13 protein-coding genes are annotated in these 17003 nt (G+C 65.5%); 9 read left to right on the top strand and 4 right to left on the bottom strand.

Translation table 11 applies throughout. The annotated features are described in order from the left end of the window. Window position 1: 1 nt before the first annotated feature. Window positions 2–1234 carry a CaiB/BaiF CoA transferase family protein gene (locus WC729_RS11795; RefSeq protein ID WP_372852844.1) on the bottom strand — a complete coding sequence of 411 codons (1233 nt, stop codon included), beginning with the start codon at window positions 1232–1234 and terminating at the stop codon, window positions 2–4. An 80-nt stretch (window positions 1235–1314) separates the two neighbouring features. Here WC729_RS11795 and WC729_RS11790 point away from each other — a divergent pair, with 80 nt between their 5' ends. Together WC729_RS11790 and WC729_RS11785 are read left to right on the top strand one after the other, a co-directional pair. Beyond that, window positions 1315–3318: an FAD-dependent oxidoreductase gene (locus tag WC729_RS11790; RefSeq protein WP_372852842.1), complete on the top strand. Its 2004-nt coding sequence runs from the start codon at window positions 1315–1317 to the stop codon at window positions 3316–3318. 47 nt (window positions 3319–3365) lie between these two features. Continuing rightward, window positions 3366–4133 carry an enoyl-CoA hydratase-related protein gene (locus WC729_RS11785; RefSeq protein WP_372852840.1) on the top strand — a complete coding sequence of 256 codons (768 nt, stop codon included), beginning with the start codon at window positions 3366–3368 and terminating at the stop codon, window positions 4131–4133. Between the two features lie 3 nt (window positions 4134–4136). On the opposite strand, the gene WC729_RS11780 is transcribed toward WC729_RS11785, so the two are convergent. Then, window positions 4137–4796 (bottom strand): TetR/AcrR family transcriptional regulator, encoded by a 660-nt coding sequence (locus tag WC729_RS11780; protein ID WP_372852838.1) that lies wholly within the window; start codon window positions 4794–4796, stop codon window positions 4137–4139. Window positions 4797–4977: 181 nt separating this feature from the next. Here WC729_RS11780 and WC729_RS11775 point away from each other — a divergent pair, with 181 nt between their 5' ends. The 6 genes from WC729_RS11775 to WC729_RS11750 are packed head-to-tail and all read left to right on the top strand — an operon-like array spanning window position 4978 to window position 10621. Continuing rightward, complete coding sequence (locus tag WC729_RS11775) at window positions 4978–6504, top strand: class I adenylate-forming enzyme family protein (protein ID WP_372852836.1); 1527 nt, start codon at window positions 4978–4980, stop codon at window positions 6502–6504. 17 nt (window positions 6505–6521) lie between these two features. Beyond that, the gene (locus WC729_RS11770) at window positions 6522–7727 is read left to right on the top strand and encodes an alpha/beta hydrolase (RefSeq protein WP_372852834.1); all 1206 of its coding nucleotides are present in this window, start codon (window positions 6522–6524) and stop codon (window positions 7725–7727) included. A gap of 13 nt (window positions 7728–7740) precedes the next feature. Beyond that, window positions 7741–8550, top strand: coding sequence for an enoyl-CoA hydratase/isomerase family protein (locus WC729_RS11765; RefSeq protein ID WP_372852832.1), 810 nt, complete (start codon window positions 7741–7743; stop codon window positions 8548–8550). Beyond that, window positions 8547–9707, top strand: coding sequence for an acyl-CoA dehydrogenase family protein (locus WC729_RS11760; protein ID WP_372852830.1), 1161 nt, complete (start codon window positions 8547–8549; stop codon window positions 9705–9707). Before WC729_RS11765 ends, WC729_RS11760 begins: the two co-directional genes overlap by 4 nt. Further along, window positions 9704–10300: an NAD(P)-dependent oxidoreductase gene (locus WC729_RS11755; protein ID WP_372852828.1), complete on the top strand. Its 597-nt coding sequence runs from the start codon at window positions 9704–9706 to the stop codon at window positions 10298–10300. The genes WC729_RS11760 and WC729_RS11755 overlap by 4 nt, the downstream gene beginning before the upstream one ends. A gap of 33 nt (window positions 10301–10333) precedes the next feature. Next, a complete protein-coding gene (locus WC729_RS11750) occupies window positions 10334–10621 on the top strand; it encodes a putative quinol monooxygenase (protein ID WP_372852826.1) in 288 nt (95 codons plus the stop codon). A gap of 300 nt (window positions 10622–10921) precedes the next feature. Here WC729_RS11750 and WC729_RS11745 read toward each other — a convergent pair whose 3' ends face one another. Then, entirely contained in the window at window positions 10922–13003 is a 2082-nt protein-coding gene (locus WC729_RS11745) for a PQQ-dependent dehydrogenase, methanol/ethanol family (protein ID WP_372852824.1), read from the bottom strand. Window positions 13004–13017: 14 nt separating this feature from the next. Next, window positions 13018–14505 carry an aldehyde dehydrogenase gene (locus WC729_RS11740; protein WP_372852822.1) on the bottom strand — a complete coding sequence of 496 codons (1488 nt, stop codon included), beginning with the start codon at window positions 14503–14505 and terminating at the stop codon, window positions 13018–13020. Between the two features lie 300 nt (window positions 14506–14805). Between WC729_RS11740 and WC729_RS11735 the strand changes: the two genes are divergently transcribed. Beyond that, window positions 14806–16995, top strand: a complete 2190-nt coding sequence (locus tag WC729_RS11735) for a TonB-dependent receptor (protein WP_372852820.1) — start codon at window positions 14806–14808, stop codon at window positions 16993–16995. The last annotated feature ends 8 nt before the right edge of the window (window positions 16996–17003 follow it).

Here is a 17003-nt window from a genome sequence, read left to right as displayed (position 1 = left end):
GTCAGATCACGCCGTCGCGCCGCAACGCGTCGATGCCGGCCGGGTCGATCCCGAGCAGGTCGCCCAATATCAGATCGGTGTGTGCGCCGATCGCTGGCCCTGCCCAGCGTATGTCACCGGGTGCTTCGACGATATGAGGGACGATACCGTTGTGGAGCACCGGATCGTCGAAACGGGGATCGGTGACCTCGCGCACCATGCCGCGCTCGCGATATTGCGGATCGGTGGCGATGTCGGCGGCGGTATAGGCACGCGAGCTGGGAATATCCGCCTCTGTCAGCATCGCCTCCAGCGTGTCGGCGTCGAGTGTGCGGGTCCAGTCGCCGATCATCCTGTCGAGTTGCGCGACATTGGCGACGCGTTCCTGGTTGCCGGCATAGCCCGGCTTGCCGATCAGGTCGGTGCGGCCGACCAGGTCCATCAGCCTGGCAAAGAGCGGCTCGCTATTGGCGGCGATCAGCATCCAGACGCCGTCTGCGGTCGGATAGGCATTGGTCGGCGCCGCGGTGGCGATTCCGCCGCCGGCCGGCTGCTTGATCTTCCCCAGCGCGCCATATTCCGGAAGCATCCCCTCCATCAGGCTGAGGATGCTTTCGGTGAGCGCTACGTCGATCGTGCGACCAAGGCCGTCGCCGCTGCCGCGATCGCGCTGCCATAGAGCGGCGAGCACGCCGAGCGCTGCATAGAGGCCGGAAACCGAATCGCCGATGCTCACGCCGACCCGGACCGGCGGCAGGTCGCTGGTCCCCGGCGCATGGTCGGTCAGATGGCGCAGGCCGCCGATCGCCTCGCCGATCACGCCGAACGCCGCCCGATCGCGATAGGGGCCGGTCTGTCCATAGCCGGAGATGTGCGCGATGATCAGATTGGGTCGGGCGCCGCGCAGCGTGTCGGGAGAAAGGCCGAGCCGGGCGAGCTGGCCGGGGCGGAAATTCTCGATCACCACGTCGCAATGCGGCACCAGCGCCAGGACGAGGTCGCGCGCGCGCGGGTGCTTCAGATCGATGGCCATGCTGCGCTTGTTGCGCGCGTGCATCGACCACCAGAGTGAATTGCCGTCGATCTGTTCGCCCCATTGGCGCGCCGGATCGCCGGCGGGCGGTTCGATCTTGATGACATCCGCGCCAAGGTCCGCGAGCAGGCGGGTCGCGAACGGCGCGGCCACGAAATGGCCGATCTCCAGCACGCGCAGGCCGCTCAGCACTTGTCGCGTCATGGCCGACGTGTCTGCCATCCGATCCCCTCGATAGCCGTTTTGCGTGATTGAATAACTAACGATGTTTGATATAAAAGTAAATGCCAGGAGGGGCGAGGATGTACGAACGCGCGCTGAGCCCGATCAACATGGGTGGCATCGAGGTCAAGAATCGCATCGCGCGCACCGCGCATGCGACGATGATGGCACGTGGCGGGCGAATCACCGACGAACTGATCGCCTATCACGCGGCGCGGGCGCAGGGCGGAGTCGGCCTGTCGATCCTCGAGGCGGCGGGGGTCCATCCCTCGTCCTTGCTGTCGCTAGCCAATCTCGATGACTCGATCGTCGACGGCTATCGCGCGTTGACGACGGCGATCGCGCCTACGGGCATGCGATTGTTCCAGCAGCTCTGGCATGGCGGGCATATCTATCCCGCGCCCGATGGCGGGCCGCCGCTGGCGCCCTCCGATATTCCGAGCCACATCGCCGGCATCGCGCCGCGGCCGTTGACCCGGCGCCAGATCGACGAGATCATCGCCGGCTATGCCGCCGCGGCACGGCGGTGCGAGCAAGGCGGGCTCGACGGCGTCGAGATCCATGCCGGCCATGGCTATCTGATCGCGCAGTTCCTCTCGCCCGTGCTCAACCGCCGCGAGGATGAATATGGCGGCGACCTGGAGGGGCGGATGCACTTCCTGATGCGCGTGCTGGGCGCGGTACGCGATGCGGTGTCGCCTGGTTTCGTCGTCGGTGTGCGTCTCAGCGACAGCGCCGATCCGCGGATTCTGGCGATGAGCGATGTGGCGATCGTCGCCGCGCGGATCGAGCGTGAGGGGCTGATCGACTATGTGAACATGTCCTATGGCGACTATTACGCGCTGCACCGTCAGGTCGGCGGGATGGACGCGCCGACCGGTTTCCAGATTCCCTTCACCGCCCCGCCGGTGGCCGACAGCCGCCTGCCGCGCCTGCTCAACGGCCGGTTCCGCACGCTGGAAGAGGTCGAGCAAGTGCTGCGCGCCGGCGAGGCCGACCTGATCTCGATGGTGCGGGCGCATATCGCCGACCCCGATATCGTCGCCAAATCGGCGGCCGGCCATCCCGAGCGTGTGCGGCCCTGCATCGCCTGCAACCAGGGCTGTATCGGCCGGGTCGCGACCTTCGGCCGGCTCGGTTGCGTGGTGAACACCGCGGCCGGCGACGAGACCAGGTTGGCGGAACGACTGATCGCGCCGGCCGCGCGGCCGCAGCGCGTGCTGATCGTCGGCGGCGGGCCGGCGGGAATGGAAGCAGCGCGGATCGCGGCGACCGCCGGGCATCATGTCATCCTTGCCGAGGCGATGCCGAGCCTTGGCGGGCTGACCAATGTCTATCGCAACGCCCCGCGCATGGGCACGATCGGCGACATTGCGGGCTGGCTCGAGCAGGAGGTCTATCGGCTCGGCGTGGAGGTCCGCCTGTCGAGTTGGCTCGATGCCGACGACATCGTCGCGGAAGGCGCCGACACCGTGATCCTGGCGATCGGCGCCGATCTCGATCCGGTGCTGCGCCAGGTGCAATTCCCGGCGGACACGGTTGAACTGGAGCACGGCGCGCGGATCATTTCGTCGATCGAGCTGTTCTCGGAACGCGGCATGGATCGCGGTCGTAGTGCCGTGGTCGTCGATGAACTCGGTCACTACGAAGCGATCGCCAGCGCGGAGCATCTGCTGGCGCAGGGCGTGGCGGTCACCTTCGTCACTCGGCACAAGATGTTCGCGCCGGGCATCGACATCACACTCCGCACCCAGTCAGCGCTCGAACGCCTGCACGCGCTGGGCGACTTTGCGCTGCGGGTCGGCACGCAACTGATCGCCGCGCGGCCCGGCAGCGTCGAGGTCAGGCCGCAATTCGGCGGGCGCGTCGAGACCGTGGCGGCGGATACCGTGGTGTGGGTGCCGATCCGCCCGGGTCAACCCGCCCTTGCCGGGGAGCTGGAGGCGCGAGGCGTCAGCGCGCTCTGCATTGGCGACATGCTTGCGGGGCGGAATTTGCAGACTGCGATCCGCGAAGGGCATCTTGCCGCGCGCGGGCTGCAATCGAGCGCAATCGTGCGGACGCCGGAACCGGTCGACGCATGAGCCCGAACAAGAAGCGCACTTCATCATCGCCGTCGGAAGGAATGAGGATGTTCACCGAGACACTGCACGCCGATGGGGTCCTCGAACTCGTCATCGATCGACCGCCCGTCAATGCCTTCAGCATCGGCCTGTTGCACGATCTCGCCGCGCGCATCGAAGCGGTGCGCGACCAGGCGGATGTGCGAGCGGTCGTGCTGCGCAGCGCGGGGCGCGGCTTTTGCGGCGGCGGCGACGTCAAGGAGGTCGAGGGGCTGTCGGGGTTCGAGGGGATTCTCGGCCAGTCCTCGGGCTCGCTCCGGACGAGCCTGGCGGTGCTGCAATGCGCGGTGCCGGTGATCTGCGGCGTACATCATTATTGCGTCGGGGTAGGCGTGCTCATCGCCGGTTCCGCCGATATCCTCGTCGCCTCGCGCGACACGCGGTTCGTGCTGGCCGAGATCGACAATGGCGCGACGGCGGGTGCGGTCCAGGCGCTGAAGTTGATGCCCGAAAAGCGCGTCCGCGCGGCGATGATGACCGCCGAGCCAGTGCTGGCGCAGGAACTGCACGCGCTCGGCAGCATCTATCGGCTGGTGGAGACCCATGACGCGGTCGCCGCGGAAGCGATGGCGGTCGCGGCCAGGGTCGCGGGCAAGAGCGCGGAGGCGATGCGGCGGCTGAAGACGTCGCTCAACAACAGCACCAAGGCGCATGAACTGAACACGCTGTACCGGGCCGAGATGAGCTACACCTACGAGCTCAACATCATGGGTGAAGCCTCAGCCGGCCGGTCAGCTTTTATCGACGGCGCCCGCGGCAGCTACACCGCCGACTGATCGTCAGGCCTTGTTCGCATTCGCCTCGGGTTGGAGTGGCGCGTCCATCCCGGCGGCGGCATAATATTCGTCGAGGACCGCATCGACCGCCGCCTTCGCCATCACCTCGAACACGCGCGCGCGCGAAATGTCGCGGTTCCGGCGGACATGGAACAGGAACGGATTCTGCTCCTGCCAATCGTCGGTGCCGGTGTCGGCATCGGCCGCCGATTCATAGGCGGCGGAGCCCAGTGCCAGCGACTCAAGGCCTTCCATCAACGGCATGATCACGCCGGGCGGGACGCCTTGCACCGCGAGCAGCCCGGCCGTGGCATTGTGCTCGGTGAGGCCGATGCGCAGCGGATGGCGGCGCATCAGGATCGGGATCAGGTTCGGGTGCGCGCGCAACGCCTTCCAATATTCGATCGCATTACTGATCAGCCATTCGCGCCAATCGGCGTTTGTCGTGTTCGGCGTGCGGACATTGGCCAAAGCGAGCTCGGAAGCGCCGACGAGGATATGCTCCTTGCTCTTGAAATGATGGTAGAGCGAAATGCCGCGCACATTGAGTTCGTCGCCAAGACGGCGGATGCTCAAGGCATCCAGACCTTCCTCGTCGATGATCCGCAACGCGACTTCGAGCGTCTTGCGGCGGGAAATGAGCGCCTGTTTTGGCCGGCCCATGGGCAGCTTTACTCCGGAAATGCGTGTCGTGTCTGGTATGGCTCTAGCCGGGCTTGGCCGATGGAGCGATCATTTTCGTCAGTTCGGCGCTTGACGAATTGCTTCATAAAACTATCAGTGTTAGGCAACTACTCACAAGGCCGCTCCATGGCGGTGGAAATCAGCGAGGCGGAGGGTGTCGATGCAATATGCCGCGGCGGACTGGGTGGCGAATTATGCCCGGACGCAGCCTGAGGCGCGGGCGCTCACCAATTTCGATACCGGCGAGACGCGCACCTGGGCGGCGCTCGACGCCCGGGTCGGGCAGATTGCCCATGCGCTCCGGCACGGATTGGGCCTCCAGCGCGGCGATCGGATCGTCAATATCTCCGATGGCGACCTGCGCCATTTCGAACTGCAATTCGCCTGCGCGCGCGCAGGCCTGGTGTGGGTGCCGCTCAACTTCCGCCACACCATCGTCGAGCTGAGCCGGGCGTGCCGCGAGATGCAGCCACAGCTGATGCTGACCGATGCCGTCTGGGGCGAGACCGCACGGGCCGTGGCGGCGGAGACCGGCATCCCGGTCACGCTCGACTGGGGCAAGGGCGGTGGGCTCGATGCCTTGCTCAACCAGGATCACTACCTGCCGGCGAGCGCAGATATCGATCCCGATGCACCGCTCCAGATCCTCTACACGTCGGGCACGACCGGTACCCCCAAAGCGGCGATCGTGACGCTCGGTGCGATGGTCTGCTATGCCCTGCAGCAGGTGCAGTTCTGCGCCAATGCCGAGCCCGGCGGGCATCTGTTCCAGCCCATGCCGCTGTTCCATTTCGGCGGGCTCAACACCGCCAGCAACCCGATCCTGTTCTTCGGCGGCCAGGTGACCGTGACGGCGCGCTTCGATGCGACCGCCACGACGGCGTTCTGCGGCGATCCAGCCAACGCGGTCACTCATCTCTGCCTGCCGCCGGTGATGTACCAGATGATGGCGGACAGCCCTGCCTTCGCCGCGGCCGATTTCTTGACATTGCGCCGCTTCATTTGCGGCGGCGGTCGCGTGTCGGAACGGCTGCGCGCGGCTTACGATCCCAAGGGGGCGCGCTTCGTGCCGCAATATGGCGGAACCGAGACTGGACCGGTCACCTCGTTGAATCCAGACCGGCTCGACAAGGTCATGGCCGGATCGTGCGGACAGAAGTCCAACTACATCGATATGCGCGTGGTCGACGAGCAGGGCGAGGATGTCGAGCGCGGCCAGCCCGGCGAGGTGTGGGTGCGGGGACCCGGCGTCACGATCGGTTATCTCGGTGCCGATGCGCGGATCGAGCGGCCGGAAGGCTGGCTGAAGACTGGCGATGTCGTGTGGGAGGATGAGGAGGGTTTCTTCTACGTCGTCGACCGGGTGAAGGACATGTACAAATCGGGCGGCGAGAATGTCTTCTCGGCCGAGGTCGAGGGCGTGCTCCTGACCAATCCGGCAGTCGCCGAATGCGCCGTGATCGGCGTCGCCGACGATCAATGGGGCGAGGTCGGGTTGGCGGTAGTGGTCGCGACCGCGGGGCATGAGGTGACGATCGAGTCCCTCCGGGCGACCTGCGAAGGCAAGCTCGCCCGCTACAAGCATCCCAGGCACGTGGCGCTCGTGGAGTCCTTTCCGCGCAACGTCACCGGCAAGATCTCGAAACCCGCACTCCGCGTCCAGTTCGGCGGCAGCCGCAGCGTGTGACCAGCAAGGATCCGAAGATGGCAGAGCCCGTCCGTTACAGCCGCACGCCGTTCCTGATCGTCCACCGCGAGAACAGGGTGCGCAAGGACGTTTATGGCGCGATCGACGATGCGATCGTGCTGCAGGCCCAGCATATCCGCGGGCCCAATCCGTCGGACACGGTGCTGATCGTGATGCATCCGATTGGCGCACCGGCCTGGTTGCCGGTGTTCGCGCAGCTTGCCCGCGCCGGCCACCACATCATCGCCTGCGCCTCGCGTTACTGGACCGGCGACGCGCCGCTCGAGATGGAGAATGTGCTGCTTGATCTCGGCGCCTGCATCAAGGATGCGAAGGAGCGGCTGGGTTATGGCAAGACGGTGCTGCTCGGCTGGAGCGGTGGCGGCTCGCTGATGGCGGGCTACCAGGCGGAGGCCGAGAAGCCAGTGATCCAGCTCAGCGCCTCGGGCGAGGAGACGCCTTTGGCCGGCGCGCCGCTGATCGCGGGCGATGCGATCATGCTGGTGGCCTCGCATCGCAGCCGGCATAAATTGCTGACCGGGCAGATCGACCCGTCCGTGCTCGACGAGGCTGATCCGGACAGGCGCGACCCGGCGCTCGATCTCTACGATCCCGCCAATCCGGCGCAGCCGCCGTACCAGGCCGATTTCCTCGCCACCTATCGCCAGGCGCAGATCGACCGCAACCGGCGGATCAGCGCCTGGGCGAAGGACAAGCTTGCGAGCCTGAAGGCGAAGGGCGACGAGCATGGCGAGTTCTGCTTCGTCGTGCACCGCACGATGGCCGATCCGCGCTGGATCGATCCGACGGTCGACCCCAACCAGCGCAAGCCCAACTGGACCTATCTCGGCGATCCACGCGTGGTGAATAACAGTGCGGCGGCGCTCGCCCGGTTCAATTCATTGCGCGGCTGGCTGTCGCAATGGAGCTATGACGACGCACAGGTGGACTCGGTCGATGCCGGGCCGCGCATTTCAGTGCCCGGCATGGTGATCACCGCGGGCGCCGACGATGCCTGCCCGCCCGAGCATACCGACCTGATGTTTGACGCGCTCGGCTCGACCGACAAGCGGAAGATCACGATCGACGGGGCCAACCATTATTTCACCGGCGCGGACGGCAAGTCGCATTTGACCCAGGTGGTCGGGATCATCTCCGATTGGCTCGCCGAGCGCGATCTCGTCAACGATACCGTGCTTGCCGCCACCCGCATCGCCGCCTGACCGGGAGACTATCATGGCCTTGTTCGACGATTATCAGGCGATCCTGTTCAGGCGGCGCGGTCGCGTGCTCGAGGTGACGCTCAACCGGCCCGAGAAGCTCAACGCGACCGACGCCGTGCTCCATGCCGAGCTGGCGCGCGTGTTCGTCGATATCTCGAACGATCCGGAGAGCGACGTGGTGGTGCTGACCGGTGCGGGCCGCGCTTTTTCGGCGGGTGGCGATATCGGCTGGATGCAGGAGATGATCGACCGCGAGAACGGCTTCGACCAGACCGCACGCGAGGCCAAGCAGATCGTGTTCGGGCTGATCGATTGCGAGAAGCCGGTGATCGCCAAGATGAATGGCCACGCCACCGGGCTGGGCGCGACGATCGCGCTGTTCTGCGACGTCATCTTCGCGGCCGAGCATGCCAAGATCGGCGATCCGCATGTCAGCATCGGCTTCGTCGCCGGCGATGGCGGCGCGGTGATCTGGCCGCAGCTGATCGGCTATGCCCGTGCCAAGGAATATCTGCTGACCGGCGACATGATGACGGCGCACCAGGCCGCGCAGATGGGGCTGATCAACCATGCGGTGCCGGCCGACGAGCTCGATGCGCGGGTCGACGCCTTTGCCGACAAGCTCGTCGCCGGGGCGACCCAGGCGATCCGCTGGACCAAGATGTCAGTCAATATCGGGCTGCGCGATCTCGCCACCTCGATCATGGATGCCTCGCTCGCCTATGAAGCGCGCTCCAACGACACCCCCGATCACCAGGAGGCGGTGCGGGCCTTTGCCGAGAAGCGGGCACCCGTATTCGGCCATGCAAGGGCAGGGACGTGAACTTCGACGAAGACGAGATCGTCACTTCGCTGCGCGACTCGCTGGAGAAATTCGTCGAGCGGGAGATGCCGCGCAGCGCGGCGCAGGATTGGGATGCGCGCAACCATTTCCCGCGCGAGGTGCACAAGAAACTCGCCGATCTCGGCGTGCTCGGCCTGACCATTCCCGAGGACTATGGCGGTTACGGCCGCGACATCGTGGCGACGATGGTGGTGATCGAGGAATTGTCGCGGCGGAGCCTCGCGGTGTCGGTGCCGTACATCATGGCCGCCTGCTATGCGGGCATGAACATCGAGGAATGCGGCACCGAGGCGCAGAAGCGCGAGCTGTTGCCGAAGATCGTGTCGGGCGATCTGCTGTTCGCCTATGGCCTGACCGAGCCCGATGCCGGCGCAGACCTCGCCAGCGTGAAGACGCGTGCCGAGCGCGATGGAGACGTGCTGCGGATCGAGGGCAGCAAACGCTTCTGCTCGGGGGCAGGGATCGCTGACTACATCTATACGTTGGTGCGGACCGGCCCGGCCGAGGAGCGCCATCGCAACCTCAGCTTCGTGCTGGTGCCGCCGACTGCGCCGGGCGTTACGATCACCAAGATCGAATCGATGGGCATGAAGGGGGCGGCGACGACTGATGTCAGCTTCGACAATGTCGAGGTGCCGATCGGGAATCTCGTGGGCGGCGAGGCGGGCTGGAATGGCGGCTGGAAGATGCTGGTGGGGCCGGGGCTCGACGTGGAGAAGCTGGAAGTGGCGGCGATCGGCATCGGCATTGCGCGCGCCGCGCTCGACGATGCCTGGGCCTATGCGCTGGAGCGCCGGCAGTTCGGGCGGACGATCGGCGAGTTCCAGTCGATCCAGCACAAGCTCGCCGACATGCAGACTCAGGTCCATGCTGCGCGGCTCGTGCTGTACCAGGCCGCCTGGCTGGCAAATGAGCGGCGGCCCTGTTCGGCCGAGACGTCGATGGCCAAGCTGTTCGCGACCGAGGTGGCCAAGACGGTAGCGCTCGAGTGCCAGACGATCCTCGGCGCCTATGGCTATGTGAAGGATTTCGATGCCGAACGTTACGTTCGGGACGCGCTGCTGATGCCGATCATCGGCGGATCGTCCGCGGTCCAGCGCAACAACATCTTCAAGCTGGTCGGCGCGCGGCGATGAAGGTTGCGCTGATCGGGGCGAGCGGCAAGGTCGGCGGACGTCTCGCCGCCGAACTGACCGCGCGCGGACATCAGGTGACGGGTGTCGCCCGGCAACCGGCCGAGACCGGTGTGGTGATGGTGGTGGCCGACGCCAACGACCGCGGGGCGCTCGCCGCGGCGATCCGTGGCAGCGATGCACTGATGGTCGCCGGCCGGTTCGTGTCGATGGATGCCGCAACGATCCTCGGCGCCGTGGCCGATGCAGGCGTGCCGCGCTTGCTGGTCGTCGGCGGCGCGGGCAGCCTGTTCGTCGCGCCCGGACTGCAGCTGATCGATGCGCCGGGCATGCCGGCCGAATTCCTGCCCGAGGTTTCCGCCGGCAAGCGCTTCCTCGAAACCCTCCAGGCGAGCGATGCCGACTGGACCTTCCTCTCGCCCGCGGCGCAATTCGGCCCCGGTGAGCGGACCGGCCTCTACCGGGTGGGTGGCGACGACCTGATGCGCGATGCCCAGGGCGAGAGCCGGATTTCCTATGAGGATCTCGCCAAGGCGCTGGTCGATGAGCTGGAAGAGCCGCGTCACAGCCGGAAGCGCTTCTCGATCGCCTATTGAGCGGTCGCTACCAACACCTTGCGGAGCCAGTGCATGACGATCCTTCGCCATTACAGGATGGCCGCGGCCGACGGCCGTGGCGGCGATCTCCGGTCCGCTCTTCAGGACCTTGTGGAAAAGGTCAGGCCCTTGCCCGGTTGCGAAGGGGTGCGGCTGTACGCCGATCCCGACGATTCCCTGACTTATGTCTTCATCGAGGAGTGGCGGTCGCTCGACGATCACAAGGCCGCAGGGCGCGCGCTCGGCAAGGAAGGGTTCGCACCGGTGATGGCGGTCCTCTCCGGCCCGCCCGAAGGCCGCTACCTCGAACCGATCCCCTGACACTTGTCTTCCGACCATAAGAAAGAGCGCGCCGGTACGGGTCCGGCGAGGGATGACATGCCGGATCCCGTACCATGGTTGAATCGACGCCTCTGACAGGGTTGTGGGGACGAGCGGTTGCGGTGTGGGGACGAGCGGCGGGAGATATGGGACACCACTTGTCCCATATCTCCCGCCCCCCACCTCGGTGAAGGGTTTGAAGAATATTATTATATATCAAATACTTAATGAGAAACAGATGATCCTGGGCGAGGCCGGGCGCGGGCCTCGCGAGATGGGGTGCCGTCGCGCGATTGCCGGTTATTTCTTCCCGGCGACTCCCTGAGCGGCAGCCCCCTTCTTCGCCTGGCGGATGACATAGGCCCGGATATTCTCCGCATCCTGGGGCGTCAGGATCTTGTCGAAGGCGACCATGCCCTGGTCCTTCAACACGCCGTCGATCACCACCGATTTCCACAGCGCCGGATCGTGCAGCGCGCCGGAGCGCCGCAGATCGGCGGTATAGGAGACCGACGCGTTGGCGCCGTGGCAGACCCCGCAGGTCCGGTCATATTCAGCCATGCCGAGATCCGCATTGCCGGTCGAACTCAGCCCGGCGACGTCGATCGGCGCCTGCTCGACGGCGGGTGCCTTGGGCAAGGTCGCGGTGCCGCCCAGCTTGAACACCATCAGCCGCCCGTTGCTGCGCGGCTGGTTCGGCACGATCTTCCCGACCAGCGCGCCAGCGCCGCCAAAGCCGGCCATCACCGCGATATATTGCTCGCCGTTGATCCGGTAGCTGATCGGCGGCGCGATGATGCTCTGGCCCGCCTTGAACGACCAGAGCGGTTTGCCGTCATAGGCGTCATAGGCGCTGAGCACGCCGTCCATGTCGCCCTGGAAGACCAGGTCGCCAGCGGTCGCCAAGGTGCCGCCATTCACGAACCAGCGTTTCGGTACCGACCAGCGCGCCTTTTGCGCAACCGGATCCCAGGCGAGCAGCTGCCCGGTCGTCGCGGCGAGGATCTGGGGGAGCTGGTCCTCGGGAAATTCGGGTATCGTGATGCCGGCATTCTGTCCCACCGGACGGTGCTGAAACTTGTCGAGCTTCTGATAGGCGCCGGTAGTGAATTGCACCGGGATATAGACCAGGCCAGTGCGGGGACTGAACGACATCGCCTGCCAGCTATGCGCACCGAACGGCCCGGGCTGCAGGACGGCAGGGCCGTTCTGGTAATGGACGTTGGGCACGAAATTCGGCCGGCCCGTCTTCATGTCGATGCCGGTCGACCAGGTCACCGGCGCGAACGGCTTGGCCGACAGCAGCTTGCCCGTCTTGCGATCGAGCACGTAGAAATAGCCATTCTTGGGCGCCTGCATCAGCACGTCGCGCGGCTGGCCGTCGATCTTCAAGGTCGCGGTCATGATCTGCTGGGTCGCGGTATAATCCCAGCTGTCCGACGGCGTGGTCTGATAGTGCCAGCGATATTTGCCGGTATCGGGATCGACCGCGACGATCGAGGAGAGGAAGAGATTGTCGCCCTTGCCGCCCGAGCGGACCTGGTAATCGAACGGCCCGCCATTGCCGGCGCCGATATAGAAGAGGTTGGCCTCCGGATCATAGGTCATGGCGTCCCAGGCGGTGCCGCCGCCGCCGCTCCTGCGCCATTCGCCGTCGCCCCAGCTCTGATAGGCCTTGGCCTTGAGCACGTCGTCCGACGCCGCGCCATCGGGTTTCCCGTCCGGATTGGGCGTCAGGTAGAAGCGCCAGGCGAGCTTGCCGCTGGCCGCATCATAAGCCGTGACGAACCCGCGCGCGCCCATTTCGGCGCCGCCATTGCCGATCGCGATCTTGTCCTTCACCACCCGCGGGGCGCCGGTGATGGTGTAGCGCATCGTCGATGGCGCGCCTTCCAGGGTGTTGACCTGCCAGGCGAGCTTGCCGCTCTTCGCGTCGATCGCGACCAGCCTGCCGTCGAGCGTCCCGACATAAACCTTCCCGCCCTGTACCGCGACGCCGCGGTTGATCGCGTCGCAACAAGCGCTGATCAGCGAGTCGTGCGGGGTCTTCGGATCATAGACCCAGCGCTGCTTGCCCGTCGCCGCGTCGAAGGCATAGACGAGTGACCAGGCGGTGCTGACATAGACCACCCCGTCCACCATCAGCGGCGTCGCTTCCTGGCCGCGATCGCTGTCGACTTCGGCCGACCAGGTCAGGCCGAGCTTGCCGACCGTAGAGCGGTTGATCAGGTCGACCGGGCTGAAGCGCTGCTCCTGCCGATCATGTCCGTAATAGGGCCATTCGTCCGACCCCGTCGCGCCGGTTCCTTGCGTCCCCGTGCCGTGGCAGCCGGCCATGAGCAACGCCAGCCCGCTCGCGAGCCCAATGAATGTCCGCTTCATATCACCCCCAAATGTCAGGCGAGGACCGATGACGGCTCTTCGTCCAGGATAACCGTCTTGGCTTCGAGATAGGGCAGCAGGCCGAGCCGACCGCCCTCCCGGCCGATGCCCGATCGCTTCCAGCCGCCAAAGGCGATGCCGAAATCGCTGCGAAACGCGTTGTGGCCGACGGTGCCGGCGCGCATCCGCCGCGCGACCTGCATCGCCCGGTCGCGATCGGCGGTGAAGACCGAGCTGTTGAGGCCGAAATCGCTGTCGTTCGCCATCGCGATCGCCTCTTCCTCGTCGCGCGCCGGGATGACCGAGATGACGGGGCCAAAAATCTCCTCGCGCGCGATTTTTGCATCGTTGCGCACGTCGCCGAACAGGGTGGGTTCGAGATAATAGCCGCGGTTGAAGCCGTGCGGCCGGCCGCCGCCGGTGGCGAGGGTGAAGCCGTCGGCCTTGCCGCTCTCGATATAGGATTCGATGCGGTCGCGTTGCCGCTTCATCGACATCGGCCCCATCTGGGTCGCGAGATCGAACGGGTCCCCGACCTGGATCTGTTTCAACGCGTCGGCGATTCCGTCGAGCAGGGCATCGTGGCGGTGCTGGGGGACGATCACCCGGCTGAGCGCCGAGCAGAATTGCATGCCGAGCATGCCGACCTGCGGCGCGATCGCACTGACGACGATATCGAGCGGCGAATCGTCGAGCACCACGGCGGCGGACTTGCCACCCAGCTCGAGTGTCGCGCGGGCCATGCGGCCGCCGCAGATCGAGGCGACGCGCTGGCCGACCGCGCTTGATCCGGTGAAGCTGATCTTGTCGACGCCTTCGTTGCGGACGAGCAATTCGGAAACGTCGCGGTCCGCCATCACGATGTTGATCACACCCGGCGGCAGACCCAATTCCTGGACGATCTCGCCGAGCAGCACGCCTTCCAGCGGCGCCTCTGGCGACATCTTCACCACGACGGTGCATCCGGCGAGCAGGGCGGGGGCCAGCTTCGAGGCGAGCATCAGGATCGGCGCGTTCCAGGGGATGATCGCACCGACCACGCCGACCGGTTCATGGATCAGCAGGCCGATATTGCCGCCCGCGGTCGGCGCATGCCGCTCGATAAAGGGGAAGTCGTCCGCCATCCGCGCGAAGTCGCGGATCATCGTGCACGACCCGGCGACCATGTGGCCGCCATAGCCGATCAACCCGCCGACCTCCGACGTCCAGATCCGCGCGAACAGATCGGACTTCGCCTCGATCGCATCGGCAAGGCGCGCCAGGAAATCGCTGCGGTCGCGATGCGACAGGCGCGGCCAGGGGCCGTGATCGAAGGCGCGCCGCGCGGCATTGACGGCCAGCTCGATATCGTCGGCGGTGGCGAAGGGCACCGCGGCGAAGACCGTCTCGTCGGAAGGGGTGACGATCTCGAACAGGGTGCGATCCCCGGGCTCGATCCATTCGCCGTCGATCAGGAAGCGGCCGCGCCGCACGCGATCGAGCATCTGTTCGTCCGCCGTCATCACATCTCCAGCCCTGCGGCCCGTTGAGTCGGCCGCTTTTGCAGGTTTACCCTAACGCTGTTTCATAATCGCGGCAAGGCGCCCTTCAACCGGTGGCCTGTCGCGACCTGATCATCTCGCACCTGCGAAAAACATAGGTTGCGTAAAGAACACGACGTCGAAACGATCTTTTGGCTGACCCAAAACTGGTCGTTGCAATCCATTGCGAACGACGATAACAAGCTAACACCGTATGGTTCAATGGCGAACCGGAGGGCAGGAGGACCGCCGACAAGAGCGGCCCCGGTTGGGGAGGACGAAATGAACACTCGTGTCATGTTGCTTTCAGGTGTCGCGCTGGCCGTTGGTGTCGCGGCCCCGGCCTATGCCCAGTCAGTCGAACCGGCCGCCGCAGGCGCGCAGCCCCAGGCCGACGATACTGCGCTGCCGGACATCATCGTCACCGCGCAGCGCACCTCGCAATCACTCCAGCAGGTGCCGATCGCCGTTACCGCCGTGACTGCGGGCGATCTCGCCTCGCGTCAGGTGATGAACACGCTCAACCTCGATACGGCGGTGCCGAACCTGACCCTGAGCGAGAATGGCGTATCGGTGACGCCGTTCCTGCGCGGCGTCGGCTCGAACCAGTCCAACCCGAACGACGAGGCGTCGGTCGCGACCTATATCGACGGCGTCTATATCCCGTCGGTCACCGGCAACATCTTCAAGTTCAACAATGTCGAGCGGATCGAGGTGCTCAAGGGTCCGCAGGGGACGTTGTTCGGCCGCAACGCCACCGGCGGCGTTATCCAGATCATCACGCGCGATCCGGTCCAGCAACCTCTGGTCGATGCCAGTGTGGGCTATGGCACCTTCAACACGCTCGAAGCCCAGGCCTATGTGTCGGGCGGGCTCGCCAGCAATCTGGCGGCCGATCTCGCCTTCAGCTTCGATCGCAACGGCGACGGCTATGGCAAGGACATCAACCGCAATGCCGACATCTTCCTCCGCAACCAGCTCGGTCTCCGCTCGAAGATCCTCTGGACCCCGGGGGCGAACACCGAGATCCGGCTGACGGGCGATTACAGTCGGCTGAAGTCGACCGGCGCCGACTATCAGCTGGCTCCGGGCGTGATCGGCGCGGACGGCGTCACCGGCTATCCGGGCAAGCGCAAGACCAACACCGACTTCCGCAACACGGCCGACAACGAGGTCTATGGCTTCTCGCTGCGGATCGATCAGGATCTGGACTTTGCGCGCCTGGTCAGCATCTCGGGCTATCGCCATGTCACGGGCGAATTCCAGCTCGATCAGGACGCGACGCCGACGCCGATCGTCCAGGCCACGATCAACCAGTTCGCCGAAAGCTTCTCGCAGGAAATCCAGCTGCTCTCGAAGAAGGATTCGACGATCGACTGGCTGATCGGCGGGTATTTCTTCGACGCCAAATATGCCTATACGCCGCTGCGCATTGCCGGCTTCGCCGCCGCGCCGCTTCCCAATATCGATCTGTTCGGCTCGCAGAAGACCCGGTCCTATTCGGGCTATGGCCAGGCGACCGTCCCGATCTTTGCCGACACCAAGCTGACAGGCGGCCTGCGCTACACCTATGAAACCCAGGATACCGACGGCTATACCGAGAGCGGCGGCGTGGTGTTCCCGCATGCCCCCAATCCGCTATGCCCCGGCGCCACCACCCATTGCCCGCAATCGCAGAACATCAAGAAGCTCACCTGGCGCGCCGCGCTCGACCATAGTTTCTCATCCGATATCCTCGGCTATCTTTCGTACAATCGCGGCATCAAGAGCGGCGGCTTCAACATGATCAACGCCGGCACACCCGGCTATCGGCCCGAGGTGCTCGATGCCTATGAAGCCGGCCTGAAGATGCAGCTCTTCGACCACAAGGTCCGTTTCAACATCGCGGCCTTCATCTATGATTACAAGGACATCCAGGTCTTCAACATCACCGGCGGCGGCGCGGTGCTGACGACCAATGCGGCGGCCGCGCGCGTCCACGGCGTGGATGCCGACCTGACGATCAAGGCATCGCGCTACTTCACCATCTCGGCGGGCGCGGGCTGGCTCGACGGCAAATATACCGACTTCCCCAACGCGACCTTCACGCCCTCCTCGCCCTTGCTCGGCGGGCAGAGCTCCGTGAATGCGACGGGCAACGACATGATCTATGCGCCGAGGGTCAGCGGCAACCTGTCGCTCGACTATCGCATTCCGACCAGCTTCGGCGACATCGGGCTGAACGCCACGGGATCCTATCGCGACAAGGTGTTCGTCTCGGCCGCGAACCGGCTGTTCATCCCGTCCTATGCGGTGGTCAACACGACGCTCGGCTGGACCTCGCCCGACAAGCGCTACGGCGTCCAATTCTGGGTCCGTAACCTGTTCGACAAGGATTATTACCTGAACCGTACCGAGCAGGCGCTGGGCGACATCCAGTTCCTGGCGCCGCCGCGTACCGTCGGCGTTACGGTCAGCTTCAAGAACCGTTGACCGGTCGG

The sequence above is a fragment of the Sphingomonas sp. genome (assembly GCF_041661825.1).
GTDB lineage: Bacteria > Pseudomonadota > Alphaproteobacteria > Sphingomonadales > Sphingomonadaceae > Sphingomonas.
The sequence above is the reverse complement of the archived record's forward strand: the minus strand, read 5'-3'. Positions and strand labels throughout refer to the sequence as shown.

Excerpts from the sequence above, each read along its gene's own strand:
- WC729_RS11735 (WP_372852820.1), top strand. The coding sequence starts at position 14,806 with ATGAACACTCGTGTCATGTTGCTTTCAGGTGTCGCGCTGGCCGTTGGT.
- WC729_RS11750 (WP_372852826.1), top strand. The coding sequence starts at position 10,334 with ATGACGATCCTTCGCCATTACAGGATGGCCGCGGCCGACGGCCGTGGC.
- WC729_RS11785 (WP_372852840.1), top strand. The coding sequence starts at position 3,366 with ATGTTCACCGAGACACTGCACGCCGATGGGGTCCTCGAACTCGTCATC.
- WC729_RS11790 (WP_372852842.1), top strand. The coding sequence starts at position 1,315 with ATGTACGAACGCGCGCTGAGCCCGATCAACATGGGTGGCATCGAGGTC.
- WC729_RS11745 (WP_372852824.1), bottom strand. The coding sequence starts at position 13,003 with ATGAAGCGGACATTCATTGGGCTCGCGAGCGGGCTGGCGTTGCTCATG.
- WC729_RS11770 (WP_372852834.1), top strand. The coding sequence starts at position 6,522 with ATGGCAGAGCCCGTCCGTTACAGCCGCACGCCGTTCCTGATCGTCCAC.
- WC729_RS11740 (WP_372852822.1), bottom strand. The coding sequence starts at position 14,505 with ATGACGGCGGACGAACAGATGCTCGATCGCGTGCGGCGCGGCCGCTTC.
- WC729_RS11795 (WP_372852844.1), bottom strand. The coding sequence starts at position 1,234 with ATGGCAGACACGTCGGCCATGACGCGACAAGTGCTGAGCGGCCTGCGC.
- WC729_RS11755 (WP_372852828.1), top strand. The coding sequence starts at position 9,704 with ATGAAGGTTGCGCTGATCGGGGCGAGCGGCAAGGTCGGCGGACGTCTC.
- WC729_RS11780 (WP_372852838.1), bottom strand. The coding sequence starts at position 4,796 with ATGGGCCGGCCAAAACAGGCGCTCATTTCCCGCCGCAAGACGCTCGAA.
- WC729_RS11775 (WP_372852836.1), top strand. The coding sequence starts at position 4,978 with ATGCAATATGCCGCGGCGGACTGGGTGGCGAATTATGCCCGGACGCAG.
- WC729_RS11765 (WP_372852832.1), top strand. The coding sequence starts at position 7,741 with ATGGCCTTGTTCGACGATTATCAGGCGATCCTGTTCAGGCGGCGCGGT.